Source organism: Streptomyces sp. NPDC042100 (assembly GCF_055582325.1).
In genome coordinates this window covers 46,272-71,361 of sequence record NZ_JBVJDK010000002.1, presented here as the reverse complement: position 1 = coordinate 71,361, position 25,090 = coordinate 46,272, and the positions used below count along the sequence as shown (strand labels likewise).

30 protein-coding genes, 1 tRNA gene and 3 pseudogenes are annotated in these 25,090 nt (G+C 72.4%); 14 read left to right on the top strand and 20 right to left on the bottom strand.

The window, feature by feature from the left end:
• Positions 1-10: 10 nt before the first annotated feature.
• Together ACZ6J5_RS04590 and ACZ6J5_RS04585 are read right to left on the bottom strand one after the other, a co-directional pair.
• Entirely contained in the window at positions 11-232 is a 222-nt protein-coding gene (locus ACZ6J5_RS04590) for an FmdB family zinc ribbon protein (RefSeq protein WP_469387569.1), read from the bottom strand.
• A 104-nt stretch (positions 233-336) separates the two neighbouring features.
• Positions 337-1,692, bottom strand: a complete 1,356-nt coding sequence (locus ACZ6J5_RS04585; RefSeq protein ID WP_469387568.1) for a hypothetical protein — start codon at positions 1,690-1,692, stop codon at positions 337-339.
• A gap of 154 nt (positions 1,693-1,846) precedes the next feature.
• Between ACZ6J5_RS04585 and ACZ6J5_RS04580 the strand changes: the two genes are divergently transcribed.
• Together ACZ6J5_RS04580 and ACZ6J5_RS04575 are read left to right on the top strand one after the other, a co-directional pair.
• Positions 1,847-1,918: transfer RNA gene (locus ACZ6J5_RS04580), tRNA-Val, on the top strand.
• Between the two features lie 378 nt (positions 1,919-2,296).
• Positions 2,297-2,533 (top strand): annotated as a pseudogene (locus tag ACZ6J5_RS04575) (helix-turn-helix domain-containing protein); the annotation flags it as partial.
• Between the two features lie 66 nt (positions 2,534-2,599).
• Here ACZ6J5_RS04575 and ACZ6J5_RS04570 read toward each other — a convergent pair.
• The 3 genes from ACZ6J5_RS04570 to ACZ6J5_RS04560 form a co-directional block, all read right to left on the bottom strand.
• On the bottom strand, positions 2,600-2,806 hold the full coding sequence (locus tag ACZ6J5_RS04570; RefSeq protein ID WP_469387566.1) for a hypothetical protein: 207 nt from the start codon (positions 2,804-2,806) through the stop codon (positions 2,600-2,602).
• Between the two features lie 27 nt (positions 2,807-2,833).
• Positions 2,834-3,394 carry a glycine-rich domain-containing protein gene (locus tag ACZ6J5_RS04565; protein WP_469387564.1) on the bottom strand — a complete coding sequence of 187 codons (561 nt, stop codon included), beginning with the start codon at positions 3,392-3,394 and terminating at the stop codon, positions 2,834-2,836.
• 142 nt (positions 3,395-3,536) lie between these two features.
• Positions 3,537-4,004, bottom strand: coding sequence for a DUF6415 family natural product biosynthesis protein (locus ACZ6J5_RS04560; protein WP_469387562.1), 468 nt, complete (start codon positions 4,002-4,004; stop codon positions 3,537-3,539).
• Positions 4,005-4,207: 203 nt separating this feature from the next.
• On the opposite strand from ACZ6J5_RS04560, the gene ACZ6J5_RS04555 reads away from it, so the two are divergent.
• The gene (locus ACZ6J5_RS04555; protein WP_469387560.1) at positions 4,208-5,593 is read left to right on the top strand and encodes a helix-turn-helix domain-containing protein; all 1,386 of its coding nucleotides are present in this window, start codon (positions 4,208-4,210) and stop codon (positions 5,591-5,593) included.
• On the opposite strand, the gene ACZ6J5_RS04550 is transcribed toward ACZ6J5_RS04555, so the two are convergent.
• A complete protein-coding gene (locus ACZ6J5_RS04550; RefSeq protein WP_469387558.1) occupies positions 5,556-6,092 on the bottom strand; it encodes an NUDIX hydrolase in 537 nt (178 codons plus the stop codon). The two genes, ACZ6J5_RS04555 and ACZ6J5_RS04550, sit on opposite strands and share 38 nt — an antisense overlap.
• A 384-nt stretch (positions 6,093-6,476) precedes the next feature.
• Here ACZ6J5_RS04550 and ACZ6J5_RS04545 point away from each other — a divergent pair.
• Positions 6,477-6,608, top strand: a pseudogene (locus ACZ6J5_RS04545) (GntR family transcriptional regulator); the annotation flags it as partial.
• On the opposite strand, the gene ACZ6J5_RS04540 reads toward ACZ6J5_RS04545, so the two are convergent.
• The 3 genes from ACZ6J5_RS04540 to ACZ6J5_RS04530 form a co-directional block, all read right to left on the bottom strand.
• Entirely contained in the window at positions 6,598-6,855 is a 258-nt protein-coding gene (locus tag ACZ6J5_RS04540) for a hypothetical protein (RefSeq protein ID WP_469387556.1), read from the bottom strand. The pseudogene ACZ6J5_RS04545 and the gene ACZ6J5_RS04540 sit on opposite strands and share 11 nt — an antisense overlap.
• Before the next feature lie 223 nt (positions 6,856-7,078).
• Positions 7,079-7,240: a hypothetical protein gene (locus tag ACZ6J5_RS04535; protein WP_469387554.1), complete on the bottom strand. Its 162-nt coding sequence runs from the start codon at positions 7,238-7,240 to the stop codon at positions 7,079-7,081.
• A 280-nt stretch (positions 7,241-7,520) separates the two neighbouring features.
• A complete protein-coding gene (locus ACZ6J5_RS04530) occupies positions 7,521-7,988 on the bottom strand; it encodes a DUF6415 family natural product biosynthesis protein (RefSeq protein WP_469387552.1) in 468 nt (155 codons plus the stop codon).
• A 174-nt stretch (positions 7,989-8,162) separates the two neighbouring features.
• On the opposite strand from ACZ6J5_RS04530, the gene ACZ6J5_RS04525 reads away from it, so the two are divergent.
• The 4 genes and pseudogenes from ACZ6J5_RS04525 to ACZ6J5_RS04510 form a co-directional block, all read left to right on the top strand.
• Positions 8,163-9,005, top strand: coding sequence for a helix-turn-helix domain-containing protein (locus ACZ6J5_RS04525; protein ID WP_469387550.1), 843 nt, complete (start codon positions 8,163-8,165; stop codon positions 9,003-9,005).
• A 16-nt stretch (positions 9,006-9,021) separates the two neighbouring features.
• Positions 9,022-9,579 (top strand): class IV adenylate cyclase, encoded by a 558-nt coding sequence (cyaB, locus tag ACZ6J5_RS04520; protein ID WP_469387549.1) that lies wholly within the window; start codon positions 9,022-9,024, stop codon positions 9,577-9,579.
• Positions 9,580-10,218: 639 nt separating this feature from the next.
• A complete protein-coding gene (locus tag ACZ6J5_RS04515; protein ID WP_469387547.1) occupies positions 10,219-10,536 on the top strand; it encodes a hypothetical protein in 318 nt (105 codons plus the stop codon).
• A 134-nt stretch (positions 10,537-10,670) separates the two neighbouring features.
• Positions 10,671-10,781 (top strand): annotated as a pseudogene (locus ACZ6J5_RS04510) (mycothiol transferase); the annotation flags it as partial.
• Here the strand turns inward: ACZ6J5_RS04510 and ACZ6J5_RS04505 are convergent.
• Complete coding sequence (locus ACZ6J5_RS04505) at positions 10,775-11,245, bottom strand: hypothetical protein (RefSeq protein WP_469387545.1); 471 nt, start codon at positions 11,243-11,245, stop codon at positions 10,775-10,777. The pseudogene ACZ6J5_RS04510 and the gene ACZ6J5_RS04505 sit on opposite strands and share 7 nt — an antisense overlap.
• An 89-nt stretch (positions 11,246-11,334) precedes the next feature.
• On the opposite strand from ACZ6J5_RS04505, the gene sigJ reads away from it, so the two are divergent.
• Both sigJ and ACZ6J5_RS04495 read left to right on the top strand, forming a co-directional pair.
• Positions 11,335-12,318, top strand: a complete 984-nt coding sequence (gene sigJ / locus ACZ6J5_RS04500) for an RNA polymerase sigma factor SigJ (RefSeq protein WP_469387544.1) — start codon at positions 11,335-11,337, stop codon at positions 12,316-12,318.
• Positions 12,311-12,919, top strand: a complete 609-nt coding sequence (locus ACZ6J5_RS04495) for a DUF4231 domain-containing protein (protein WP_469387543.1) — start codon at positions 12,311-12,313, stop codon at positions 12,917-12,919. Before sigJ ends, ACZ6J5_RS04495 begins: the two co-directional genes overlap by 8 nt.
• Here the strand turns inward: ACZ6J5_RS04495 and ACZ6J5_RS04490 are convergent.
• Both ACZ6J5_RS04490 and ACZ6J5_RS04485 read right to left on the bottom strand, forming a co-directional pair.
• Positions 12,909-13,358 (bottom strand): lamin tail domain-containing protein, encoded by a 450-nt coding sequence (locus ACZ6J5_RS04490; RefSeq protein ID WP_469387542.1) that lies wholly within the window; start codon positions 13,356-13,358, stop codon positions 12,909-12,911. The genes ACZ6J5_RS04495 and ACZ6J5_RS04490 overlap by 11 nt on opposite strands.
• Before the next feature lie 184 nt (positions 13,359-13,542).
• Positions 13,543-14,307: a GntR family transcriptional regulator gene (locus ACZ6J5_RS04485; RefSeq protein WP_469387541.1), complete on the bottom strand. Its 765-nt coding sequence runs from the start codon at positions 14,305-14,307 to the stop codon at positions 13,543-13,545.
• Between the two features lie 352 nt (positions 14,308-14,659).
• On the opposite strand from ACZ6J5_RS04485, the gene ACZ6J5_RS04480 reads away from it, so the two are divergent.
• Positions 14,660-14,875: a hypothetical protein gene (locus ACZ6J5_RS04480; RefSeq protein ID WP_469388647.1), complete on the top strand. Its 216-nt coding sequence runs from the start codon at positions 14,660-14,662 to the stop codon at positions 14,873-14,875.
• Between the two features lie 141 nt (positions 14,876-15,016).
• A complete protein-coding gene (locus ACZ6J5_RS04475; protein ID WP_469387540.1) occupies positions 15,017-15,259 on the top strand; it encodes a DUF2277 domain-containing protein in 243 nt (80 codons plus the stop codon).
• Positions 15,260-15,267: 8 nt separating this feature from the next.
• Here the strand turns inward: ACZ6J5_RS04475 and ACZ6J5_RS04470 are convergent, their stop codons facing one another.
• The 3 genes from ACZ6J5_RS04470 to ACZ6J5_RS04460 all read right to left on the bottom strand — a co-directional run bounded on the left by ACZ6J5_RS04470 (position 15,268) and on the right by ACZ6J5_RS04460 (position 17,173).
• Positions 15,268-15,912: a DedA family protein gene (locus ACZ6J5_RS04470; RefSeq protein WP_469388646.1), complete on the bottom strand. Its 645-nt coding sequence runs from the start codon at positions 15,910-15,912 to the stop codon at positions 15,268-15,270.
• Positions 15,913-15,981: 69 nt separating this feature from the next.
• Positions 15,982-16,434: a DoxX family protein gene (locus ACZ6J5_RS04465; RefSeq protein ID WP_469387539.1), complete on the bottom strand. Its 453-nt coding sequence runs from the start codon at positions 16,432-16,434 to the stop codon at positions 15,982-15,984.
• An 88-nt stretch (positions 16,435-16,522) separates the two neighbouring features.
• Entirely contained in the window at positions 16,523-17,173 is a 651-nt protein-coding gene (locus tag ACZ6J5_RS04460) for an HNH endonuclease family protein (protein WP_469387538.1), read from the bottom strand.
• Positions 17,174-17,396: 223 nt separating this feature from the next.
• Here ACZ6J5_RS04460 and ACZ6J5_RS04455 point away from each other — a divergent pair, with 223 nt between their 5' ends.
• Positions 17,397-18,137 (top strand): ABC transporter permease, encoded by a 741-nt coding sequence (locus ACZ6J5_RS04455; protein WP_469387537.1) that lies wholly within the window; start codon positions 17,397-17,399, stop codon positions 18,135-18,137.
• A gap of 173 nt (positions 18,138-18,310) precedes the next feature.
• Here ACZ6J5_RS04455 and ACZ6J5_RS04450 read toward each other — a convergent pair whose 3' ends face one another.
• The gene (locus ACZ6J5_RS04450; protein ID WP_469387535.1) at positions 18,311-18,979 is read right to left on the bottom strand and encodes an HAD-IA family hydrolase; all 669 of its coding nucleotides are present in this window, start codon (positions 18,977-18,979) and stop codon (positions 18,311-18,313) included.
• 141 nt (positions 18,980-19,120) lie between these two features.
• Positions 19,121-20,287 (bottom strand): peptidoglycan-binding domain-containing protein, encoded by a 1,167-nt coding sequence (locus ACZ6J5_RS04445; RefSeq protein ID WP_469387534.1) that lies wholly within the window; start codon positions 20,285-20,287, stop codon positions 19,121-19,123.
• 256 nt (positions 20,288-20,543) lie between these two features.
• Here ACZ6J5_RS04445 and ACZ6J5_RS04440 point away from each other — a divergent pair, with 256 nt between their 5' ends.
• The gene (locus ACZ6J5_RS04440; RefSeq protein WP_469387533.1) at positions 20,544-22,601 is read left to right on the top strand and encodes an MDR family MFS transporter; all 2,058 of its coding nucleotides are present in this window, start codon (positions 20,544-20,546) and stop codon (positions 22,599-22,601) included.
• Between the two features lie 48 nt (positions 22,602-22,649).
• On the opposite strand, the gene ACZ6J5_RS04435 is transcribed toward ACZ6J5_RS04440, so the two are convergent.
• The 3 genes from ACZ6J5_RS04435 to ACZ6J5_RS04425 all read right to left on the bottom strand — a co-directional run bounded on the left by ACZ6J5_RS04435 (position 22,650) and on the right by ACZ6J5_RS04425 (position 24,993).
• Complete coding sequence (locus tag ACZ6J5_RS04435; protein ID WP_469387532.1) at positions 22,650-22,982, bottom strand: antibiotic biosynthesis monooxygenase family protein; 333 nt, start codon at positions 22,980-22,982, stop codon at positions 22,650-22,652.
• 26 nt (positions 22,983-23,008) lie between these two features.
• Positions 23,009-23,683 carry an O-methyltransferase gene (locus ACZ6J5_RS04430; protein WP_469387531.1) on the bottom strand — a complete coding sequence of 225 codons (675 nt, stop codon included), beginning with the start codon at positions 23,681-23,683 and terminating at the stop codon, positions 23,009-23,011.
• A gap of 65 nt (positions 23,684-23,748) precedes the next feature.
• On the bottom strand, positions 23,749-24,993 hold the full coding sequence (locus ACZ6J5_RS04425; RefSeq protein WP_469387530.1) for a cytochrome P450: 1,245 nt from the start codon (positions 24,991-24,993) through the stop codon (positions 23,749-23,751).
• Between the last annotated feature and the right edge of the window lie 97 nt (positions 24,994-25,090).

Below are 25,090 nucleotides of genomic sequence, written 5' to 3'. Positions count from 1 at the left end.
CGTCCGTCGGCTATCCGCAGCACCCGCCCCCGCAGCAGCCGCCGCCCCCGCCGCCACCTGCGGCGGGCGCGGCGGAGGAGCCCTTGGAGCCCCCGACCGCGACGGCGGAGAGCAGCTTCACGGTGTCGTCGTGCCCGGCGGGGCAGGCGGCGGGGGCGGCGGACTCGGCCATCGGGCGGCTGAGCTCGAAGGTGTCGCCGCAGGTGCGGCAGCGGTACTCGTAACGAGGCATGGGCTCAGCGTACGGCGTGCCGCTCGGGCGTTTCCGGTGGATCGGGGTCGGACAGGGCGCGGTGCCGTGACAGGCGCCGCGACCCCGGGCATGATCCACCGGCCCTAGGGCTTCCCCCGCTCCTCCCGGATCTGCTCGACGACCCGGGCGGCCGTGCCCCGGATCGCCTCCAGCTCCGTCAGGAAGGCCCAGTAGTCGGGGTGCCGCCCGCTGTCGAGCCCGGCGACCGCGCGGTCGATGCGGGCCACGGCCTCGTCCAGCGGCCGGGCGTGCCGGGGCTCGGGGGTGGTGCGCCCGGCCATGGCGAGCCGCTGGGCGTCCCGTACGGCGAAGCGGGCGCGGTCGATCTCGGCCCCCGGGTCCTTGGCGACGGCGTTCAGCCGCCGCAGCCGGTCCCCGGCGGCGGCCACGCCCTCGTCGCCGGAGTCGAGCAGGGCGCGGGCGGTGGCGAGCAGCGCGGTGGCGTCGGGCCAGCGCTGCTCGTCGCGCGCCTTCGCGGCCTCGGCCAGCCGCTCCTCGGCCTGGCGGGCGGCGGTGGCGGCCTGCTCGGGCACGTGCTGGAGGTCCTGCCAGCAGGCGGCCGAGAACCGGCGGCGCAGCTCCGACAGGACCGGCTCGACGCCCTCGGCGCGGGTGGCGAGGGCCTGGGAGCGGGTCCGCAGGGACACGAGCCGCTTGTCGGTCTCGCCGGCCCGCTCGGGCACCCGGGCCGCCTCGGCCCGCACCGCCTCGGCCTCGCGCAGGACGCGGTCGGCGCGCTCCAGGGTCTCGGCGACGCCGTGCCGGCCGGCGCCCTCGTTGAGGCGGGTCAGCTCGGGCCCGAGCAGCGCGAGCCGCCGCGCGAGCTCGTCGGCCCGGAAGCCCTGCTCGCGGGTGGTGTCCAGGGCGACCGCGGCCTCGCGCAGGGCCTGCCGGGCGCGCTCGACGGCGGGCACGAGCCGGGCGAGCTGCGTCTCCGCCCGGCCGAGCAGCGGCGCGAGGCCCTGTTCGAACCGGTCGAGCTCGCCCTTGACCCGCTGGAGCTCGTCGCGGGCCCGCCCGAGGGCGGCGGTGGCGCGGGAGGCGGCCGCGCCGTCGAGCAGTTCGCTGTCGAGGTCGTGGGCGTCGACGGCCTCGATGTACCCGTGGCTGGCCTCGTCGATCCGCCGCCCGAGCGCGGCGAAGCCCTCGACGGCGCGGCGGGCGTCGGGGGAGTCGTCGGCGGCGGTGATGGTCTCGACGGAGATCCGCAGCCCGCGCTGGGCGGTGTCGAGCTCGTAGAAGGCCGAGGCGGCGGCGTCCTTGGCGGCCTGCGCCTCGGCCCGCCGGCTCTCGTCGCGCCCCCCGAACCAGCGCCGCGTCCCACCGCCGGCGAAGGCGCCCGGCAGCACCGCGAGGAGAAGCGCCGGCAGCACGAGCCCCAGCCGAACCACACCGGTCACCCCGGCCGCCGCCCCGCCCCTGTCCTCGGTCGCCGCCACGTTTCCTCTCCCGTGCTGTGCCCGCCGTGCCCGGTCCGGTTCATTCTCCCACCCGCTAGGGACGAAGACACGGCCTGATCAGTTCACCGCGAACCCCCTTCTATCGGTTTGCGGTCCCCACCCGTGCGCCATGTACGCTGTTGCTTCCTTCCACGGGTGCGTAGCTCAGGGGTAGAGCGCTGCTCTTACAAAGCAGATGTCGGCGGTTCGAAACCGTCCGCGCCCACAATGAGAAACCGCAGGTAGAACGCGGTAAAGGCTCCTCAACCGTCAGCGGTTGAGGAGCCTCTCGTGTTTCGCAGCTTGGCGGGGAGGCCGGCTCCATAGGCAGAGGCCCCCGCCGGGTAGATCGGTGGGGGGCCTTCTCGTACACGGTCGTTCACATGGCGCTGCCCCGTTCCACGAAGGGACGGGGCAGCTCTGCTCTGGCCGAAACCAGAGCGCTGGTAGCGGCGGCGGATGCATGTACACCTGCCGCTACCTGGTCCGTACGCTCCAGCGGAGCCAGGCGTACGGACGTGGCGTGGGAATGCATGTCTGACACCCGACGGTTGCAAGATCAAACGAAGTAGGGTCTGCCCTGCAGCTTTTTGATCTTGATCCAGTGAGCGTGGAGCACGTGCCACGCTCCACCCCACCCCTAGACTGGGTCCTCGACCGCCGACGGCAGATCGGCGACCAGATCCGAGCGGCACGGATCCACCGGAACCTGACCCAGGAGGCGGTGGCGAACAGGTCCGGCATCAGCCGGCCCAGCTACAACCGGATCGAGCAGGGCAACGCGACGCCCCTGTTCGACATGCTGCTCCTCATCGCCTACGCGATCGGCGTCCCTCTTGCTGAGCTGGTGAGACAGCCCCGGCCGGCCGTGGGGGAACGGATACCGGCCGGGGCGCTCTTGCTGCGGCTAGCGGGCGATCACGAACCCGCGGGTGGGACGCTTCCGGGCGGCGGCAGCCGCGGTGGCGAGGGTCGCCTCGGTGATGTCCCGTCCTTCAGGATCGACCACCTGCCACGTGCCGGCCGGGTAGTCCGGGTCCTTCGGCTGAAGGGTCCCGGGAATTCCGTGCTGCAGCATCGCATCGTGTAGGGCTGAGACCTCGCGCGCGTCCATGGCTCTCCTCTGTAGGGGCTGTCGAGCCTAGTTGTCGTCGCCCTCACTGCCACCGCTTCCGCCGTTGTTGCAGTGCGAGGCGCAGTTGCCGGGGTTGATCGGCCCGCAGCCGCCCGGCATCGGGGTGTGACGGGTCGCCCCGACCAGGGTGTCCGTGCGCCCGGTCCAGAGCTCGGTATCCGGGGTGTACCCGGCCTGCTCGATCAGGGCCATGGTGCGGGTGAGGGTGTCCGGGTCGTGCCGGGCCGCCTCGGGCCGCTCGGGGTAGTGGTGGACCGTTCGGCCGAGCTGGCTGCACAGGGTGGCGTACAGGTGGGTGTGCAGGATGAGCGCGTGCCAGCCCTCGTCGACCTCCTCCGTCGGGGAGATCCGCACCTGCGGGAAGAGCGCGGCGGCGGCCACGAACTTGAGTGCCTCCTCGACGATCCGGCCGGCGTAGAACCGGTCCCAGCCGGGGTTGTTGTCCAGGACGGTGTGCATCACGCCGTTGAACGCCGCGTCGCTGAGCAGCGCGCGCGGGCTGGCGCCGACGGGGCCGGTCGGCGCGCAGGGCGGCGGCGGCTTCGACGGCTGGTTGGTGCAGGCCATGGTTCCTCCTGGTGGATTCTCGATAGTGCACGTGCCCGCCCTGGCCGACCCAGGGCGGGAGATCAGGTGGTGACGCCGATGGCGATGAGGCCGAGCAGGCTGAGGACGATCACGCAGTAGCAGATCTGCCGTCCGAGCTCCGTCACGGCCACTCTGCGGGGACGGGCGGGAGCTCGGTGCGGCCGACGAACCGCGCGCGGCGGCTGCTGGTGTGCCGGTGTTCGCGGAGCTCGTGGAGGAGCGCGCGGCCGGCGATGCCGAGCTGACGGGCGTAGCTCCAGTTCGCGAGCGGGCCGTCCCCCGGGCCGGCCTGGACGAGCTCGGTCCACATCCGTACGGCGGCCGTGCCGCGCGCGGGCCGCTCGGCCTCCGGGATCAGGGCGACGCCGTCGGCGAGGGACGAGCAGTACGTGAGGAGATTGTCCGTGAGCTGGGCGATGGCGGCGTCGGTCGGGCAGTGGTGCTCCAGTTGGACGGCGGCGGTGATGTACCGCTCGGCTTCCGTCTCGACGTGTCCCTCTATGCCGTCGGCCGCAGCGGTGAGCGCGCCGACGAGGTCGACGGCCACCAGCGTCTCGGCCGGCCTGTCGTGCTGTGGCTGCTCGTCCATGCTCGCTCCTGATGGATGACGTCTGCTCCTTGCCGACCTGCACTTTGACCTCGATCGGAGGCTTCGCACCATGGCTTCGGGGCGGTGAAAACATCGGTACGTCATGACGCTGAGGTGATTTCGGTGTGCCGCTCATTGGGCGGAGATGAAAAACGGCCCACAGCCCCAAGGCCAGCAACTACCGTGAGTTTTGGGGGGGCTTCATGCCGCGCAGTGACAGCAAGCGAAGTGCGGCCCGGGCCATCACGGCCCAGGCCGATGCCGAGAGCTGGACGCCGTGGCAGACCGCCGCAGCGATCCATCGCGAAACCGCGTGCGGACTATTGCAAGCCCATCGTCTGGCGAACGACTGGACGCTCACGGACGCCCGCACGCAACTGGCAGCCCTCGGGGCGCGAGTCACCGTTCAGCAGTTGTCGAGCTGGGAGCGCGGGAAGGGGCGGCCTGGCGACGCCAACCTCGATCGCTTGTGCCGTCTGTACCGCACGCGCCCCAACCGGCTCGGGTTCGGTTCCGACTACACGCCCACCCAGGGCGAGCCAGCACTGTCTGTGCCCAAGTCGCACAGTTCCTCCCCAGCGCGGCCCGAGGCGGCAGCAGGGCCGATGTCCCTCCCCGCGCTGCGGGTGAGCACGGCGGCGCTCCTCGCCGGATCCGTCGCCGAGACCACGCTTGATCAGCTGGAGCGCAGCGCCGCTGAACACGGCCACGAGTATCAGGTCCTGCCGCCGTCAAAGCTCCTTGCCGGATCCGTTGCCGACTTCCAGGCTGTCAAGGGCCTGCTCGCAGAGCGGCAGCCAGCCGACGTCCGCGCCCGGTTGTGCAGGATCGCGGCGCAGCTCGCCGGCACTACGGGGATAGCGCTTGTGGCCCTCGGGGATCACCGGGAGGCGCGTTCCTGGTATCACCTCGGGCAGCGACTCGCGGAAGAGACGGGCGATCGGGCGTTGCGGGCGTGGCTTCTCGCCCGCGAGGCGGTTATCCCCTTCTACTTCGGTGCGCCGGCGGCTGCCCTGCAACTCGCCGAGCAGGCGCGACTCGTTGCTGGCTCTTCGGTGTGCGCGACGGCGGCGTGGGCCCCGGCGCTAGAGGCGCGGGCCCTGGCCCGGATGGGGCGAGCGCGCGAGGCGCAGGACGCTCTTGCCCTCGCCGAGGCGGCGTTCGCGCGCCTCGGGGCGGCGGACACCTCTGACACGGCATACGGGTACACGGAGCGGCAGCTCGTGTGGCACGGAGGCAGCATGTGGACCACGTTGGGCGATACGCGACGTGCGCAGGCTGCCCTGCACCGGGCGCGCGGCCTGTACTCGCCGACGGAGTACCTCGACCAGGCGCTGATCTCGATGGACGAGGCGCAGAGCCTGGTCGCGGTGGGCGAGGTGTCGGTCGCCTGCCGAGCCACGGAACGCCTGCTGCTGGCACTGCCACCCGAGCACTTCACCGGGATCGTGATCTCACGGGCCCGTGAAGTGCTCGCCGCGATCCCGGCGCGCGAAGCGGCGGCCGCTCCCGCGCGCGACCTGCGCGAGCTCGTCGCCGCCGCGCCAGCCGTCATGGGCGGCGCGCCAGCAGTTGAAGCAGGCCCGTGACAGCGACCCCCGCGACGATTTGCCGGGCGTCGATCATGTCCTGGATCTTGTCGAGGGCGATCCACTCGATGCGGTCTGCCTCGTGAGTGTCGACCGGTTCGGAGATCTTTCGGGCGCCTCGGGCGAGGTAGACGTGGTGCACGGCGTTGCACATGCCGCCGATGGGCTCGTTGTAGGCGAGCGGGGTCACCTGGTCGGGCGGGATCTCGTAGCCGGTCTCCTCCAGTACCTCGCGGATAGCGGCCGCCTCAGGCGTCTCGCCGTCCTCCACGATGCCGCTCGGGATCTCCCACGACCACGAGCCAGTCGCGAACCGATGCCGCCACATGAGCAGGACACGGTCGGCGTTGTCGACCAGGACGACGGCGGCGACTGGCGCCAGCTTGATCAGGTGGTGTTCGTAGCGGTCGTGGCCCGGCGGCTCGACGTCGACAAGGTCGAGGCTGACCCAAGGGCTGCTGTAGACGGGGCGCGCCCCATGCACTGTCCACTCACTCATGGGGGCCACCCTCGCACAGCCCGTGATCCGCAGAAACGTCGAATGACCCCTCCCGCCCGAAGGTGAGAGGGGGCATTTCCTTTCGCCAAGACGCTGATCAGCCACCCGGCCGCCGGAGCCGCCACAGCCCCCACACCGATCGCTGTCCACGCGGTCTTACAAAGCAGATGTCGGCGGTTCGAAACCGTCCGCGCCCACCAGTGCAGAGGCCCCCAGCCGATCATGGCTGGGGGCCTTTGACATCTGCTTCTGACATCGACGGGGGCGGTCAGGGGCGGTCACTCTCCGGCACGCTGCGCGGGCAGCGGCTTGTTTGAGACGCTGCCATCGCAGGAGGGCGACGCAGATCGCGGGGAGGGGAAGCGTCTGCTTGCGCCGGCGTCCCTCGGGATCGTCCTCGTGTACCTCACCAGCCACCCGCTCTACAGCGACGAGGAGCGGCTGGTGGAGGCGGCGGACATGGCCGTCCCGGCTGCCTTGTGCGAGATCGTTTACGAGATCCCGATCAACCGGTAGAGGGCTCGCGCATCCGGGCTGCCCTCAACAGCCCGTCCCGCCGGGTCGGCCAGGTCAGGGCTCGGACCAGACTGTTGGTCACGACCCAGTACCCCGGGTGCACCCAGCCTTCTTCCTTAGCGAGGAGCCCCGGCCCCTCGTCGCGGTACAGGTACCGCGTCAGGCGCTCGTACACCGGGCCGCCGGCCACCAGCAGCAGGGGCGCGGTGAGAGTCGCACCGACCCAGACACCGCACCGAAGGGCCACCTGAGCATGTTTGTTTACGCGCACGCGGCGAGTATGGCGCCTACGGCTCGGGCTGTCTGCGGCCGTTCGCGGACCGGCGACAGGTGACATCCGGATCTGACATCAACGACGGTGGATGGCACCAGCCCCGCACGGCCCTGAGTGGCGTCCGCGAGCGGGTGGGGGCGACCCCCGCCAGCCGGCTGGCCGGGGAGCTGGTAGCGGCCGGGCCGGGCCGGTCTGGTCAGGCCCTCGTCGGCACGATGAAGCCGCGCGCGGGCCTGGTGGGCTGTCGGTCAGGAGCCGGGGACACCGGGATCTCGGCGGCGTGCACCGCCGCCACGGCGTCCTCGTACTGGGGGTCGGTCCAGTCCTCTGGCTCGTGCTGGTCCTGCGTGTCGTCCATGCGGTGAACCTCCTTTCTGACCGGCAGCGTAGGGGGGTAGGGACTACTTCTTGTCCTTCTTCTCCTTCGGGATGATCACGATCGGCCCGGACTCGTCGGAATGCTGGCCACCCGCGGCGACGGGAATCCGCTCGTCCGCCGGACCGTTCCACAGCGGATGGTGCGCCTGGCCCGCCCTGGCCGACCCAGGACGGGAGCTCTCAGGTGGTGATGCCGATGACGATGAGGCCGAGCAGGGCGAGGACGATCACGCAGTAGCAGATCTGCCGTCCGAGCTCCGTCACGGCCACTCCGCGGGGGCGGGCGGGAGCTCGGTGCGGCCGACGAACGCGGCGCGGCGGCGGCCGGTGCGCCGGTGCTCGCGGAGCTCGTAGAGGAGCGCGCGGCCGGCGATGCCGAGTTGGCGGGCGTAGCTCCAGTTCGCGAGCGGGCCGTCCTCCAGTCCGGCCTGGACGAGCTCGGTCCACATGCGTACGGCGGCCGTGCCGCGCGCGGGCCGCTCGGCCTCCGGGATCAGGGCGACGCCGTCGGCGAGGGACGAGCAGTACGTGAGGAGATTGTCCGTGAGCTGGGCGATGGCGGCGTCCGTCGGGCAGTGGTGCTCCAGCTGGACGGCGGCGGTGATGTGCCGCTCGGCCTCCGTCTCGACGTGACCCTCTATCCCGTCAGCCGCCGTGGCGAGCGCGGCGCCGAGGTCGACGGCGACCAGCGTGTCGGCCGGCCTGTCGTGCTGGGGCTGCTCGTCCATGCTCGCTCCTGATGGGTTGGGTGGCGGGTATGCCAGCGCACGGCGCGGGTCCTTCCGGCCGCCTCGGATCGTCACGCCATAAGGATCTTGTGACGGAGGGTGGTGATTCGATCCCAGAGCGGTAATCTCACCGTGAGATGCATTTCGATCTCACGCTGGACAAGGGGGCATCACATGACCACCGGACCAATCCAGTTGGAGGCCTGGACGTGGGAACGGGCAGAGGTCCGCCGAGCCCTGCGCGCCCGGGACATCGCTGCCGTATTCCGCTACGTCCAGCACCACAGCGGGGCCAGCCAGGCCCGCATCGCCGGTGCCGTCGACCTCTCTCAAGGGCGCGTCAACGAGATCATCAACGGTCGTCGGACGGTTACCCAGCTCGACGTGTACGAGCGGATCGCAGACGGACTCACCATGCCCGACGACGCCCGGCACCTCCTCGGCCTCGCGGCCAGCCGGGAGAAACGGGCGGGCGGCGCTGCCTTCGACCTCGCCGCCTTCCCTGAAGTGGTCCGGGTCTACTCCTCTCAGGCCGCTGCGCGCACGGAGATCCGCCAACACGCGGCTGCTGCCGAAGAGCTCGATGTTCTGGCTGTGCGCGGCCTCGGCCTCATCGGGCTCAACGACAGCCTCTTGCGGGAGTACTGCCTGCCCCGAGACCTCGGTGGCCGAGGCCTCCGTGTGCGTGTGCTGCTCCTCGACCCGGAGTCGCAGGCGACCGCTCGCCGCGCTGCCGAGATTGGCGAGTCGTCCGAGTCCATGGCCAGCGGTATCCGCCTTGCCGAGGCCCGCCTGCGCGAGCTTCAGGGCGACGTTCAGGTCTACCGCTACCGTCAGCTGCCGACCTGGCGCATCATCCGCCTCGACGGCACGATGTTCGTCGGCGCCTTCGACACGGGTTGGGAGGGCCACGAGTCGGCGACGTACAAGGTGATGGAGACCCCGCACGGTCCCTTCTACCGAGGTTTCCGGCGGATGTTCGAGGCGCTCCTCGACGGCGCGGAGCGGACAGTGTGAGGGAAGGGAGACACCTGTGATCGAGGCGGAACTGAAGGCCCGCGTGCACGCGCCGGAGGAGACGGTGCGACGGCTGGATGAGCGCGCATCCGGTGTGTCCGAGGTCTACCAGGACACCTACTACGACGCGCCCGACGGTGGCCTTGATGCCCGGGGCGCTGAGCTGCGCATCCGTACCGTGCACGGGCCCGACGACACCCGGACGGTCCTCACGTACAAGGGTGCTGCGGTCGACAAGGAGTCCGGCTCGAAACCGGAGCACGAGACCCGGGTGGAGGACGCCGACGCCGCACACGCAATCGTGCGGGGCCTCGGCTTTGTACCCGTGATCGCGTTCGAGAAGCGGTGCCGGAACTACATTTTCGAGTCCCGAGGGCGGCGGTTCCTGGCCACCCTCGTCCGCGTCCCCGAGGTCGACGGGACGTTCTTGGAGGTCGAGACGCTAGTCGAGGAGGACCAGGTCGAGAGCGCACTCGACGATGTCCGTGCAGTCCTGGCCGAGCTCGGCATCGGCGAGGAGGACCTGACGCGCGAGCTGTACACGGACGCCGTCCGGGCGCGCCGCAGGTCGTAGTCGGCGCCGCAGAAACGACGAAACAGCCCCCTCCCGCCCGAAGGCGAGAGGGGGCATCGTTCATCGGTCGGCAGGTCCGGCCCGGGTCTTCGGCCACGACGCTCTTCCTCTCCGGGCTTGTGCCGTTGGTGTGCTGCCGTCCGCCTCGGTTGCGCCTCCCCTTCCGCGGCGGCTGCTGGAAGCATTTCAGGGTCCGGCGACGAAGGGGGACGGGATGGTTCAGCCGAAGTGCGGTGCGCCTACCCAGAGCGGAGGCCGCTGTGGGAACAAGGCGATCACGGGGACCTCTCGGTGCTCCAAACACCAGGGTGCGTGGTCCCCGTACGGGGTCGAGCAGCGAAAGAAGAAGGAAGCCGAAGCGAAGATGAAGAAGCTTCGGAAGAAGCGGTAGCGAGTCGTCGAGTGCGGTGGGCCGACCTTCAGAGGTGACAACAGCGCTGGCGGATCACGGCGGTTGCGCGCGAGCCGCCGTGGCGGTAGTGCCCATCGAGCCGCCCCTGGGGGAGGGCGCCCCGCAGTCGCTCGCACAGCAGATGCCGGTGGTTCGAAACCGTCCGCGCGCAGCGGGGCGCGGGGCCTCGGTCGACTCGGTCGGAGGGCTTCGTGTTGACTGAAGGTCCCGATCGACAGGAGATTCGCGTGTTCGGCAATGACGCACTGCCCATCGTGGTGCTGCACGACCTGGAAGACGTCCGTGCGGAGCTCGTGGCCGAACTGGGCGTGGCGGGCGAGGCGGAGCGGCCCGGGCTTGAGGCGGCCCTGCGCGTGCTGGACCGCCGGGCGGCGGACGACGACGGGGAGCACGTCCGCCGCTGGGTGTCGCGCACGCTGGCGGCGGCGGGGGTCGATCCCGGGCAGGACTTCGTACGCGCCGTGAAGACCCTCAGGGAAGCCGCCCCGGGGCTGGGCCTCGTCGCGGCGAACGATCTGGTGAAGTCGGCCGTCCAGCCGGGCTGAAGCGACGCGGGACGTGGGGGGACGGGGCTCCGTCAGCGGCACAGTCCCGCGATCAGGTCCTCGACGTGCGGGAACTCCGCCGCGGCCGCCGCAGCCGCCGCGACGATCTCCGCCGCGGGGGCGCGGCGGCCGGGGACGGCACCTCGATCCGGGAGCTGATGGTGCACCGGATCGAGGAGTACGCCCGCCACCGCGGCCACGCCGACCTGCTGCGCGAGTGCGTCGACGGCCGGGTCGGTCAGTGACGCCGCCGGGGTGACAGGGCGTGGGCGGCCAGCGCCAGCAGGCTCAGGCCGAACATCAGGACACCCAGCGGGACATGCGCCGAAGGCACCCGTGCGACGCCCAGCACCACCTGCGCCGAGGCCAGCAGCAGGAAGCCCGTCGCGTACAGGATCGGGCGCGGGCCGCCCCCGCCCGGCCGCCAGGCCAGGACCGCCGCCAGCACGTACAGCATCGACGCCCCGTACATCACGCGCGCCCCTATGCCGTGCAGTTGTTCGCCGTACGAGGAGGTCAGCAGCAGGCCCGCCGTCGTCGCCTGGAGGAAGAGGGTGACGGTCTGGAGGGCGATCGCGACGCGGAGGAAGGTGTGGGTCTTCGGGGTGGGGGGTGTGGGGGTTGCGGGGGTCGTGGGGAGCTTGGGGGGTGCGGGGTTTGTGGGGGTTGTGGGGGGCTTGGGGGTCGTGGGTCCTGTCGTCGTTGTCATGTCGGCGTCCTTCTTGGCTCGTGCGCGGTAGCTTTCGCTCGTCTGACGACGCGGCGGACCGGAATGTGAGGCGGACGGTGGGCGAGGGCTTGTACGGGGGAGATGCCGGGGTACTCGTCTCCGAGCGGCGGCGGCTCACCGATCTCGCCTACCGGCTGCTCGGCTCGCTCGCCGAGGCCGAGGACGCCGTCCAGGAGACGTACGCGCGCTGGTACGCGATGACCCCCGAGCGCCGCGACGCCGTCCGGGTGCCCGGCGCCTGGCTCACCACCGTCGCCGGGCGGATCTGTCTCGATCTGCTCGGTTCGGCCCGGGTCCGGCGCGAGCGGTACGTCGGCGCCTGGCTGCCCGAGCCGCTGCCCGACCGGGCCGAAGGCGGCGCCCGCCCCTCCGAACTCGCCGATCCCGCCGACCGCGTCACCCTCGACGAGTCCGTCCACATGGCCTTCCTCGTCGTGCTGGAGGCGATGACGCCCGCCGAGCGCGTCGCCTTCGTGCTGCACGACGTCTTCGCGTACCCCTTCGGCGAGGTCGCCGAGATCGTCGGCCGCAGCCCGGCCGCCTGCCGGCAGCTCGCCTCCTCCGCCCGCCGCCGGATCGACGGCGCCCGGGCGCCCGCCGGGCCCCCCGCCGCCGGACAGGCTGGTGTCGTACGGGACTTCAAGCAGGCCTGGGAGGCCAAGGACATCGAGGCGCTCGTCGGCCTCCTCGACCCGGCCGCCGTCATGACCGCCGATGGCGGCGGCCTCGTCGGCACCGTCCTGCGGCCCGTCGAGGGCGGCGCCCGGATCGCCGACTACCTGCTCTTCATCGCCGGCAAGGCCCCGGGGCTGCGGCTCCGGGAGCGCTCGGTCGGCGGGCGCCCCGGGCTGGTCGCCGAGGCCGGCGGCGCCGTCGTCACCGTCGCCGCCTTCGACCTCGCCGACGACGGGCGGGACGAAGCGAGCGGGCGGATCGGGCGCATCGGGCGGATCTGGGTCGTCCGCAACCCCGAGAAGCTGCGCCCGTGGACGGAGGGGCGGCCCGGGTTGACGGGCGCTCCGGCGCGGCGGTCTACTCCCAGGCATGGATGAGGTGGGGGACGCGCCCGACGGGGACGTGCGGAGCGGCGTGACGACGATGACGCCGCAGGATTACCTGGAGACCCGGCTCGCGCAGTACCAGGAGTGGTACGACCGCAAGGCCACGAAGATGAAGGCGATGCATCTGCGGATGCGGACGGTCTCGGTCGTCGGGGGCGCGCTGGTGCCGGTCCTGGTCAACCTGGACCTCGGCTTCGCGCGGATCACCGCCACCGTGCTCAGCCTGGTCGTCGTCGCGTCCGTGTCGCTGGAGAGCGTCTACCGCTACCGGGAGCAGTGGAAGAACTACCGCTCCACCGAGCAACTCCTCGGCCACGAGCGGGTCTACTTCGCCGCACGCGTCGGGCCCTACCACCGGCTCTCGGATCGGGACTCCTTCACGACGCTGGTCGCACGCGTCGAGAAGGCCATCGCCAGCGAGAACTCGGCCACGCTCAACGTGATGACCCTCGGTGGGCAGGTCAACAGCGAGCTCCAGCAGTACGGGCTCCCCCCGCAGCGCGAGGAGAGCCCGAAGGAGCCGACGGGGTCGGCGGGGGCGACGGAGCCGACGGGGTCGGCAGGGTCGGCCGGGAGCGGCGTCAGCACATGACGGAGTCGACCCGGGTCGAGTTGTACGAGCAGGTGTCGATCCGGCCGCCGTTGGCCTTGCGCAGCGTCGCCGTGTCCCGGTCGTTGTTCCACACGTACGCGCCGCGGCCCTGGTAGAGGTTGGTGGCGGTGTTGGTGCCTCGGCCGGTGCGGACGGTGACCGTCTTGCCCTTGCCGAGGGTGAAGTTGCCGAAGGTGTACTTGTGGTTCGACGCGTCCGTCAGCGTCCAGCCCCGGAGGTTCACCGCGGCGCCGGTGGTGTTGCGTATCTGCACGTACTCGGCGTTGAGGCTGGCCGTGCTGCGGGTGTCCTTGCCCGGGCTGTCGTAGTAGATCTTGTACAGGTGGACCGAGCCGGCCGCCTGGGCGGGCGAGGGCAGCAGGAGCAGGCCGGCCGCGGCGGCGGCAGCGGCGGTCGCGACGGTGCGCGTACGGAGCATGGGTGTCCCTTGGCGTGGTGGGGCGGATGCGTGGTGACCGGCCGGGCCCGCCCCTACGGGCGCCCGGCGAGGACACAGGATACGCACGGCCTTCACAACTTCCCCACGGGTTCGCGGAAGTGGGGAGCCCGGTGGCCGGATTTCGCTCCTTCCGGAGCCCGATCCCTCCGTCGGCTCTCTCTCGTCACGCGTCGAAGTCGTACTCCAGGACGTACGACGCCGAGTCCAGCGTCATCTCGTTCAGCTCCACCGGAACCCCCGCCTCCGTGAACGCCGTCCGGCAGATCAGGATCACCGGCGTGCCGAACTCCAGCGCCAGCCGCTCCGCCTCCTCGGCCGTCGGCATCCGGGAGCGGATCTCCTCGCGGAAGTGGACCGGCCGGTGGCCCAGTTCGGCCAGTCGGGCGTAGGTGCCGCCGGGGCCGGTGTCCTGCTGCGCGATCGCGGTGCCCTCCGCGAGGGCCGCCGGGAGGTACGAGACGGAGAACAGCACCGGCTTCTCGTCCAGCACGAAGCGCCGGCTGCGCACGCACACGGACGCGTCCGCCGAGGCCAGGTCCAGCACCCTGGCCACCCGGGCGCCCGCCGGGGCGGCGGCCCTGACCTCGATCTGGTCCACCAGGAGGGACCGGTCCTCGATGTCCGCCGACCAGACCGAGCGGCCGGCACCCCAGTGGGTGTGCGCGAGCCGGGGGATGCCCCGGCGGCGCAGCGGCCGGAACCTGCGGACGAACACCCCGGCGCCCTTGCGCGCCTCCGCGAGGCCCTCGTTGCGCAGGACGGACAGGGCCTGGCGGGCGGTCATCCGGGCCACGTCGTAGGTGGACATCAGATCGTTCTCGCCGGGGAGGCGGTCGCCCGGCGCGAAGGCACCCGACTGGATCGCGGTTCTCAACTCGTCGGCGATCCGCTGGTACTTGGGCCGACGACCGCTGTCCTGGTCAGTCATGGGTGGACCACTCCCTTCCGTCTGCGGGACACCCTACGGCCCGGTTCTCCGAGGTGGTGTACACCTGTGCGCCGTCCCGCGCCGCCGATCCATCCTTCGGGGGACATCTCTAGAGATGCGTTGACAGAGGGGGGTCTCAGGGCTTCTCTGGGTGTATCTATCTGATCTCCGCTACCTGACCCCTGCTACCTGATCCCCGCTACCTGATCTCTGTCGGAACCCCTGTCGGAACCCCTGTCGGAATCTCTGTCGGAATCCCTTTCGGGAACCTCTGCCGGACTCTCTGTCTGATCGCCGCCGGCTCTTCCCCGCCGGCTCTCTGCCCACGGGACGGAGGCAATGCGTGCAGCCCATGCCCGAGGTCGGTGACCTCGTCCGTGATACCGCTACCGGGCGGGTCGGCTTCTACGTCGACAGCGTCTCCGGCCGCTTCCTCATCCGGCCCGTCAACGGCGGCGGCGCGTGGGAGGCCGAACCGGCCGACGTGCAGCTCGCGACGCCCATGCGGGAGCTGCGCGCCCGCGCCGCCGAGATCAACGCGCGCAGCAGACGCGGGCTCGGCGGCTGAGGGGGGCCGAGGGCGGCTGAGGGCGGCTGAGGGCGGCTGAGGGAGGCCGAGGGAGGCCGAGGGAGGCCGAGGGAAGCCGAGGGGGGGCGGGGGCGCGGCGGGTCCCGGGCCGTTGTCAGTGGGGCGCGTCACACTGGAGGTATGTGCCGCAGCATCAAGACCCTCCGACCGCCGGCCCTCCCCGAGGAGGCCACCGAGGACGACATCCGCGCCGCCGCCCTCCAGTTCGTGCGCAAGGTGTCCGGCTTCCGGGCGCCCGCCGCGCACAACCGCGAGGTGTTCGACCGGGCCGTGGACGAGATCGCCGAGGCCACCGCGCGCCTCCTGGACGGACTGGAGGTACGGGGCGGCCACGCGCACGCGCACCCGCACGGGGACCGGTAGCCGTCCGGTCAGCCCGCCGTCGCCGGGGCCGCGGCGGGGCGCCGTATGACGTAGGCCGCCACCCCGCCCGCCAGGAACAGGGCCAGGACCGGGACGCAGGCGCCGAGCCAGGTCGCGCCCAGCCAGCGCCCGCTCAGCCAGCCGAGCCCGACGCTGTACGTGGCCCAGGCGCCCGCCGCCAGGGCCGACCAGGGCAGGAAGTCCTGGAGCCGGCGGCCGGTCACGCCCGCGCCGAGCGCGACCACCGAGCGGCCCGCCGGGGCGAATCGGGCGAGGACGACGAGCAGTCCGCCGCCGCGCGCCAGCGTCTCGCCGAGACGTTCCTGCGCGGTGGCCAGGCGCCGGGAGCGGGCGACGGCCCGCGCCAGCCTGGTCCCGCCGCCCCGGGCCAGCCGGTACGCGAGCAGGTCGCCGAGCACGGAGGCGGTGGCCGCGCAGAGCAGCAGCGGGAGCAGGGCGGGGGCGTAGCCGCCCGCCGCGCCCGGGGCGGCGGCCACGGCGGCGGCGGACGAGGCCGTCGCCGCCGTGACCACCAGGATGCCGCTCGGCAGTACGGGCAGCAGGACGTCGAGCAGGATGGACGTCATCACCGCCGCGTAGATCCACGGGCCCGTGGTCAGCGCCTGCAGCGACCAGCCCGCGCTGTCGAGCACGTTCACGGCGTCGAGCCTACGCGGCGGCTTCCGCCACCGGACGGGCCGGGGCCGTGTTGTGCCGTGCCGTCACGCCGTGACGGCCGGCCGCTCCTCCTCGCGGGCCCGCACGGTCTCCGCGCCGCGCGCGCCGAAGAGCCGGTCGAGGGCCAGCGCGCCCGGCCCGGTGAAGACGAGGAGCAGGAAGGCCCAGCAGAACAGGGCGGCGTTCTCACCCGCGTTCTGGAGCGGGAACAGGCCCTCGGGCTGGTGGACGTCGAAGTACGCGTACGCCATCGAGCCGGAGGCTATGAAGGCGGCGCTGCGGGTACCCACGCCCAGCAGCACCAGGGCGCCGCCGACGAGCTGGATGACGGCCGCGTACCAGCCCGGCCAGGAGCCGGTCTGCGCCGCGCTGCCGCCGAGCACTCCGAAGAGCGAGGCGGCGCCGTGGCAGGCGAACAGCAGGCCGGTGACGATGCGGAACAGGCCGAGGGCGTACGGCTGCGCCTGATTCAGGCGGCCGGCAAGGGTGTTGTTCATGGGAGGGCTCCTGTGGGGGACGAGAACCGGAGCCCTCAGGTTAGGCACCCCTCACTAGTGCTTGCAACTTCAACATTTATCTTTTGTGTCAGCAGCCGTTGAGGACCGACTGGAGCGCGCTCTTCTCCGCCGGGTCGACGCTGAGGTTCCACGCGTACTTCACGTGCACCCACATCCGGGCGTACGTGCAGCGGTACGAGGTGAGCGGGGGCAGCCACTGGGCCGGGTCCTTGTCGCCCTTGGACTGGTTGACGTTGTCCGTGACCGCGATGAGCTGGGGGCGCGTCAGGTCGTTGGCGAAGGACTGGCGCTGGGCCGTGGTCCAGGAGTTCGCGCCCGAGCGCCAGGCCTCGGCGAGCGGGACGACGTGGTCGATGTCCAGGTCCGAGGCGGCGGTCCAGGTGGCGCCGTCGTACGCGGAGTACCAGCTTCCGGCGGTCGCGGCGCAGCTCGCGTCCGTCACGACGTTCACGCCGTCCCGCTTGAGGACGGTCTCGCGGGTGTTGCAGGTGCCGGTCTGGGTGATCCAGTGCGGGAAGAGGTCGCGGCTGTAGCCGGTGGTGGAGCCGGCCGCCGTGACGGTCAGGGAGGCCAGGTAGGTGCGGGCGGTGGCGGCGCTGACCGGGGTGGGCGGGGCGGCCTGGGCGGCCGGGGCGGTGGCGAGCAGGCCGGTGACGCTCAGGGCTGCGGAGGCGGCGAGGACGGCTATGCGACGCGCGTAGACGCTGGCGGCGGACATGCGAACTCCCTTGGGGTGGGGGGACCGTGGCCGTGACCGGCCCCCGCGCGGGGTGCGGACGGGCGCCGGCCGGCCCGGTCATCGTGACCGCGCCGGGTTTCCGTGGGGGGAGCGCCAGGTAACAGGGTGGCGACATGAGCACGTCACATCAAGGGGTGGGGCGTGCCGAGACGACAGGGCGTGACGGGGCGGCAGTTCCCCTGCGGGGTCCTAGGGTTGGCGCGTGCTCGTGGAAGTGAACGTGACCTTCGGGGCGGTCCTCGCCGTCCTGCTCGCCCTCGCCGCCGGGGTCGTCGCGCTGACCCGCCTCGGCCGCGCCCGCGACACGCTCGTCGCCGGGGCCCGCGCGGCGGTGCAGCTCGTCGCCGTGTCCCTGGTGATCGGCTGGGTGGTCCGCTCGGCGGCGCTGCTCGCCTGCTTCCTGCTGCTGATGTACGCGGTGGCGGTACGGACGGCCGGGCGGCGGATCGTCCCGGCGCCCGGCCGGGCCTGGCGGTGGGCGGCGGTGCCGATCGCGGCGGGTGTGGTCCCGGTGGTGTCGGCGCTCGTCCTCACCGGGCTCGTGCCGGCGCGGGGCATCACCCTGATCCCGGTGGCCGGAATCCTCATCGGCGGCGCGCTCACGGCGACCGTCCTCGGCGGACGGCGGGCGCTCGACGAGATCAAGGGGCGGTGGGGTGAGGTCGAGGCTGGCCTGGCGATCGGCCTGCTGGACCGCGAGGCGCGGCTGGAGGTGGCGCGCGAGGCGGCATCGGACGCGCTGCTGCCGGGCATGGACCAGACCCGCACGGTGGGCCTGGTCACCCTTCCGGGCGCGTTCGTCGGCATGCTCCTGGGCGGCGCGTCACCGCTGCACGCGGGCGCGGTCCAGCTCTTCGTCCTGGTCGCCCTGCTCCTGGTCCAGGCGGTGGCGGTCGCGGTGACGCTGGAGCTGGTGGCCCGGGGCAGGCTCGTGCGGGCGTGAACGGCGAGGCCCGGGCCCGGACCCGTGGCGGGGTCCTGGGTCGGGTCCGGGCCGGGGTGTGCGGCGGGCCGGGCGGGCCGGCCGGGATGTGGGCGGTCGGCCGGGCCGGGGCGTGGGTAGCCGGGCGGGCCGGGCCGTGGGTGGCCGGGGGCGTGGGGCGCCCCCGCCCGGAGTCAGCCGGTGAACGTCAGGGTGATCGTCCCGTCCGGGCCGGGGGTCACGGTCAGCCGGGTCAGGTCCTCGACGTGGGCGTCCGGCGCGAAGGCGGCGGCGCGCGGGCCGACGCCCACCACGCGCATCCCGGCCGCGCGGCCCGCCTGGATGCCCGCCTCGGAGTCCTCGAAGACCACGCAGTCCTCGGGCGCGAAGCCCAGCTCCACCGCGCCCTTCAGGAAGCCCTCCGGGTCCGGCTTGCTCGCGCTCACGTCCTCGGCGGTCACCCGGACGGCCGGCATCGGCAGCTCCGCGGCGCCCATCCGGGCCCCCGCCAGCGCCCTGTCGGCGGAGGTCACCAGGGCGTGCGGCAGGCTCGCGAGCGCGGCCATGAAGGCGGGCGCGCCCGGCACCGGCACGACCCCGTCGAGGTCGGCGGTCTCCTCGGCGAGCATCACGCGGTTGTCGGCGTGGTTCTCCTCCATCGGCCGCTCCGGCAGCAGGACCGCCATCGTGGCGTAGCCCTGGCGCCCGTGGACGACCTTCAGGGCCTCGATCGGGTCCAGTCCGTGCCGCTCGGCCCAGCGCCGCCAGCAGCGCTCCACGACGGCGTCGGAGTTGACGAGCGTGCCGTCCATGTCGAGCAGGAGGGCGCGTGCGGTGAACGACGCCGGGGTGGTGGCAGCCATCGGGGATCTCCAGGAGGGATGGTCGGAGACGGGACAGAGCGGTCCCGCCCGCCGGTCAGGGAGTGCGGGCGGGGCCACTTTGTTCATCCACGATACAAAAAAGGGGCCCTTTTGCGCCACTCGGCCCCACCCGGGCCCCGCTCAGCCCGTCGTCTCGGCCTCCAGCGCCCGCCGCGTGCTCGGCCCGTACACGCCCTCGGGGTCGTCGCCGATGTACTTGTACGACTGGTAGATCTCGACCGCCCGCTCCAGCTTCCTGCCGAACCTCCCGTCCTCCGGCCCCGTGTACAGCCACAGCTCCCGCAGCCGCCGCTGGAGCTCCCGCACCTCGTCGCCCGAGTCGCCCAGGCTCAGCGTCGGCCCGTCCTGCTCCTCGGTCGCGCTCGGGGTCGCGGCGGGCGCGCTGGAGGGTGTGGTGCCGGTCCGGGTGGGCGCCACCGCGACCGGGGCCGTCCGGGTGGGCGCCGCCGTGGTCCGCGCGGGCGTCGGGGATCCCGATCCGGTCGCGGAAGGGCTCGCCGAGGTGGTCCGGGCGGAGGGGGAGGCGGTCTCCGACGGGGTGGCCTCGGTGCTCGGCGCCTCGGAGACGGCGACGTTCTCGGACGCGCTGGTGGTGACCTCGGGGACCCCGGCCCGGTCCTCCGCGCCGTCCCCGCCGATCAGGGCGGCGGCCATGACCGCCGTGCCGACGACGGCGGCGGCGACGACCCCGGCGACGGCCAGGGCCCGCCCCCGCCCGGACCGCCGGCGGCCCCCGTCGGGGTCGTACGCGAGGGTGTGCGCGGCCCCCAGGTCGTGCGCGGGGGTGGGCGGGACGCCGTGCCCGGGGCCGTACGGGGAGCCGTGGGCGGGGTCGTACGGGGGAATGAGCGCGGTGGCTGGCCCACCGTCGTCGTACGGCGGAATGGCCGTGGTGACCGGCCCGCCGTCGTCGTACGGCGGAATGACCGTGGTGACCGGCCCGCCGTCGTCGTAGGGAGGGACGGGCGCCGTGGCGGGTCCGCCGCCGTGAGGAGGTACGGGCAGGGGTACGGGCGCGGGCGCGGCCAGGGGGCCGGGTGCGGCGGCCGGGCCCCCCGCCCGTACGCCCGGCAGCAGCAGCGGCATCGTCTCGGACGGGTCCGCGCCGGCCCGGGGTGCCGGGACCTCGGCGGGCAGCGGTCCGGCCAGGGGGACCGGCGGGGGTGCGGGGACCTGGTCCGGCAGCCGGCCCGGCAGGGGATCGGTCAGCGGGTCCGGGGCGTCCGTCGGGCCGAGGGACACGTACGGGCGGATCCGCAGCGGGTCGAAGTCCTCCGCCGCCGCCACCTCCGCGGCCTGGGCCCGGGCGCGGGCGCACGCGCAGTCAGGTCTGTGTACACCGCATTCAGGACAGACGTGTCCGGACATCGCTGGGTCCCTCCCCGGGTTCACCTGCGAGCGATTATGCAGCCAGCCCGCCCCGCCGGGGGGAACAGCTGTGCCCTTCCGTACGTCCTCCGCAGGCCATACCAGGGCAAAGCAACCAGGATGGAGGGGTACGGAGGGGGACGAACCCCCAGCGGCCCGGCCGGAGGAGACACCCATGGCCCAGGAAGTACGCGCGCCGCGCGCCGGCGGAGGCCCCGCGCCCGGGGAGGGCCAGAGCCACCGCACCGTGCTCGTGGCGATCGGCGCGCTGCTGCTCGGGATGCTGCTCGCCGCGCTCGACCAGACCATCGTCTCCACCGCCCTGCCGACCATCGTCAGCGAGCTCGGCGGCATGGAGCACCTCTCGTGGGTGGTCACCGCGTACATGCTGGCCTCGACCGCCGCGACCCCGCTGTGGGGCAAGCTGGGCGACCAGTACGGGCGCAAGAAGCTGTTCCAGAGCGCGATCGTCCTCTTCCTCATCGGCTCCGCGCTCTGCGGCCTCGCCCAGAACATGCCCCAGCTCATCGCCTTCCGCGCCGTCCAGGGCCTGGGCGGCGGCGGGTTGATGGTGCTGTCGATGGCGATCGTCGGCGACCTCGTCTCGCCCCGCGAACGCGGCCGCTACCAGGGCCTGTTCGGTGCCGTCTTCGGCGCCACCAGCGTGCTGGGGCCGCTGTTGGGCGGGCTGTTCACCGAACACCTCTCCTGGCGCTGGGTGTTCTACATCAACCTGCCGATCGGCGTCGTCGCCCTCTTCGTCATCGCCGCCGTGCTGCACATCCCGGTCGGCGGCACCCGGCACACCATCGACTACCTCGGCACCTTCCTCATCGCCTCGGTCGCCACCTGCCTGGTCCTGGTCGCCTCGCTCGGCGGCACCACCTGGGCCTGGGGCTCGCCGCAGATCATCGGGCTCGCCGTGCTCGGCGCCGTGCTGCTGGTCTGGTTCGTGTACGTGGAGGGGCGGGCCGCCGAACCCGTGCTGCCGCTGAAGCTGTTCCGGATCCGGACCTTCAGCCTGGTCTCCGTCATCAGTTTCATCGTCGGCTTCGCGATGTTCGGCGCGATGACCTACCTGCCGACGTTCCTCCAGGTGGTGCAGGGCGTCAGCCCCACCATGTCCGGCGTCCACATGCTCCCGATGGTCCTCGGCATGCTCCTCACCTCGACCGGCTCGGGCCAGATCGTCTCCCGCACCGGCCGCTGGAAGGTCTTCCCGCTCGCCGGGACCGCTGTCACGGCCCTCGGCCTGGTCCTCCTCCACCGGCTGACCGAGACCAGCTCGACCTGGGAGATGAGCGTCTACTTCTTCGTCTTCGGCGCCGGACTCGGCCTGGTCATGCAGGTCCTGGTGCTCGTCGTGCAGAACGCCGTCTCCTACCAGGACCTCGGCGTCGCGACCTCCGGGGCGACCTTCTTCCGCTCCATCGGCGCCTCCTTCGGCGTCGCGATCTTCGGCACGCTCTTCACCAACCGGCTCACCGACAAGCTCGAAGCCGCGCTGGCCGGGCAGCAACTGCCGCCGGGCGCCGACGCCGGGGCGATCGCCGCCGACCCCCGGGCCATCGCCGCCCTCCCGCCGCAGCTGCGCCCCTCGGTGCTGCACGCGTACGCCACGTCCATCACCGACGTGTTCCTGTACGCGGCGCCGGTCGTGCTGATCGGCTTCGTCGTCGCCTGCTTCCTCAAGGAGGACCGGCTGCGCGGCGCGGTGACCGCGCCGGACCCCAGCCAGACCCTCGCCTCCAACCCGGTCGAGCGCTCCTCGCGCGACGAGTGCGCCCGCGCGCTGTCGCTGCTCGGCTCCCGGGCGGGACGCAAGCAGATCTACGAGAAGATCACCGCGCGCGCCGGGCTCGACCTGCTGCCGGCCGCGAGCTGGCTGCTGCTGCGGGTGCGCCGGCACGGCACGGTGGAGCCCGCCCGGCTCGCCGAGACGACCCCCGTACCGCTGCGGTCGATCACGGAGGCGGCGCGGGAGCTGGAGGAGCGGCGGCTGGTGGCCAGGGAGGGCCTGGACCTGGTGCTCACCGAGGAGGGTGCGCGGACGGCCGTGCTGCTCGCCAAGGCGCGCGAGGACTCGCTCGCCGACCTGCTCGGCGACTGGTGGGGGCCGGACCGGCCGACGGACCTGGTGAAGCTGGTGGAGGAGCTGACGGCGGAGCTCGGCGGCTCGGACGCGGAACGCCCCCGCTCACCGGAGCCCCCGGGCGACCACCGCCACCCCTGAACGGGAGCGGGGCCGCCGGGACGTCCCGGCGGCCCCGGCCCGCCGGCCTCAGCCCTTGGGCGAAGAGGTCTGCACCACCTCGAAGGACCACAGGGTCGAGCCGCTGGCGGCGGGCTTGGGCCGCTCGGCGCCGCCCTCGCCGCCGGAGGTGCCCTGGTGGGCGGCCTTCATGGAGCCGTTCATCCAGTTCTGGAAGTCCTCCTCGCTGCGCCACCGGGTGTAGACCAGGTACTGGTCCGTCCCCTCCAGCGGGCGCAGCAGCTCGAACCACTCGAACCCGTCCGAACCCTCGACGGCCCCGGCCCGCGCGGCGAAGCGCTGCTCCAGGACCTCGCGCTGCTCGGCCGGCACGGTCAGTACGTTGATCTTCACGATGCTCATGAAAGGCAGGATATGACCGGCTCGGGTCAGTCCGTCACGCGGGCGATCAGCAGCCCGTCGTAGCCCTTGGAGCCGACCGTCTGGAAGGCGGTCGCGTCGAGGCGGGGTTCCTGGGAGATCAGGTCGAACATGGCGCGGGTGCCGGTGATGGCCGGGTCGTCGGGGTGGGGGGTGGCGACCCGGCCGCCGCGTACGACGTTGTCGACGACGATCAGCGTGCCGGGGCGGGACAGCTTCAGGGCCCAGGTCACGTAGTGCGGGTTGTTGGCCTTGTCGGCGTCGATGAAGACGAAGTCGAAGGGGCCCGCGCCCTCTTCGGCGAGCAGGGGGAGGGTGTCCAGGGCGGCGCCGGTGCGTACCTCGACGGTCTTGTCGAGGCCCGCGCGGGCGAGGTTGGCGCGGGCGACGTCCGCGTGGGCGGCGGAGTACTCCAGGGTGATCAGCCGGCCGTCGGCGGGCAGCGCGCGGGCCAGCCAGATGGTGCTGTAGCCGCCGAGGGTGCCGACCTCCAGGACGTTCCGCGCGCCCTGCGCGCGGACCAGGAGGCTGAGCAGCTTGCCCTGGTTGGGGGCGACGGCGATCTCCGGGAGCCCGGCGGCCGACGAGGCGGCGAGCGCGGCGTCCAGGGCCTCGTCGCCGGGGGCGAGCAGGTCGGTGAAGTAGGCGTCGACGGCGTTCCATTGATCCTGTTCGTTGCTCATGGCGCCGAACGTACACCCCCCGCCCAGGGTGCGGCGGGGGGTGTACGCGTCGTGGTCCGGGGTGTTCAGGCCACCGTCACCCGGAGTTCCTTGATGCCGTTGAGCCACGCCGCGCGCAGCCGGCGCGGGTCGCCGGCGAGGGTGAGGCCGGGGAGTTCGTCGGCGAGCGCCTCGAAGATCAGCTCGATCTCCTTGATGGCCAGGGACTTGCCGAGGCAGAAGTGCGGTCCGCCGCCGCCGAAGCCGAGGTGCGGGTTGGGGTCGCGGGTGATGTCGAAGGTCTCGGGGTTCTCGAAGACCTCCGGGTCGTTGTTGGCTGAGGAGTAGAAGAGGCCGACCCGGTCGCCCTTGCGGATCTGCTGCCCGCCGAGCTCGGTGTCCTGGGTGGCGGTGCGCTGGAAGGAGACGACGGGGGTGGCCCAGCGCACGATCTCCTCGGCGGCGGTCGCGGGCCGCTCGCGCTTGTAGAGCTCCCACTGGTCGGGGTGGGTGAGGAAGGCGTGCATCCCGTGGCTGATGGCGTTGCGGGTGGTCTCGTTGCCGGCGACGGCGAGGAGCAGCACGAAGAAGCCGAACTCGTCGGAGGAGAGGTTGCCCTGGCCCTCGGCGGCGACGAGCTGGCTCACGATGTCCTTGGCGGGACACTCCTTGCGGGCGGCGGCGAGGTTCATCGAGTAGCCGATGAGCTCCATGGCCGCCTCGGCGCCGATCTCCTCGGTGATGGCGTACTCGGGGTCGTCGTACGCGACCATCTTGTTCGACCAGTCGAAGATCCGGGCCCGGTCCTCCTGCGGTACGCCGATGAGTTCGGCGATCGCCTGGAGCGGCAGCTCGACGGCGACCTTGGTGACGAAGTCGAAGCCGCCGTCCTTCGCGGCGGCGGCCCTCGCCTCCTCGACGATGGCGCGGGCCCGGTCGCGCAGGGCGGTCTCCAGGCTCCGGATGGCGCGCGGGGTGAAGCCGCGCTGGACGATCTGGCGGACCCGGCTGTGCTCCGGCGGGTCCATGTTGAGCATGATCAGCTTCTGGACCTCGATCTGGTCCCGGCTGATGTGCTCGTTGAAGCGGATGACGGCGGTGTTCTCGTTGGAGGAGAACAGCTCGGGATGGGTGGAGACGTACTTGACGTCGGCGTGCCGGGTCACGGCCCAGTAGCCCTCGTCGGCGAAGCCGGTGACGCCGGGGGGCTGGGCGCACCACCAGACGGGCGCGGTCTGCCGCAGCCGGGCGAACTCCGGATGAGGGATCCGGTCCTGGAGCAGATCGGGGTCGGTGGCGTCGAACCCCTCGGAGAGGTGAGGGCACGGCATCGGCAACACGTCCTTGTCTGACCTGTCAGTGCAGTGTCTGCATTGTCTGACGACCCATCAGAAGTTGCCGGGAAAGGTAGTAACGAGTTCTGCAAGA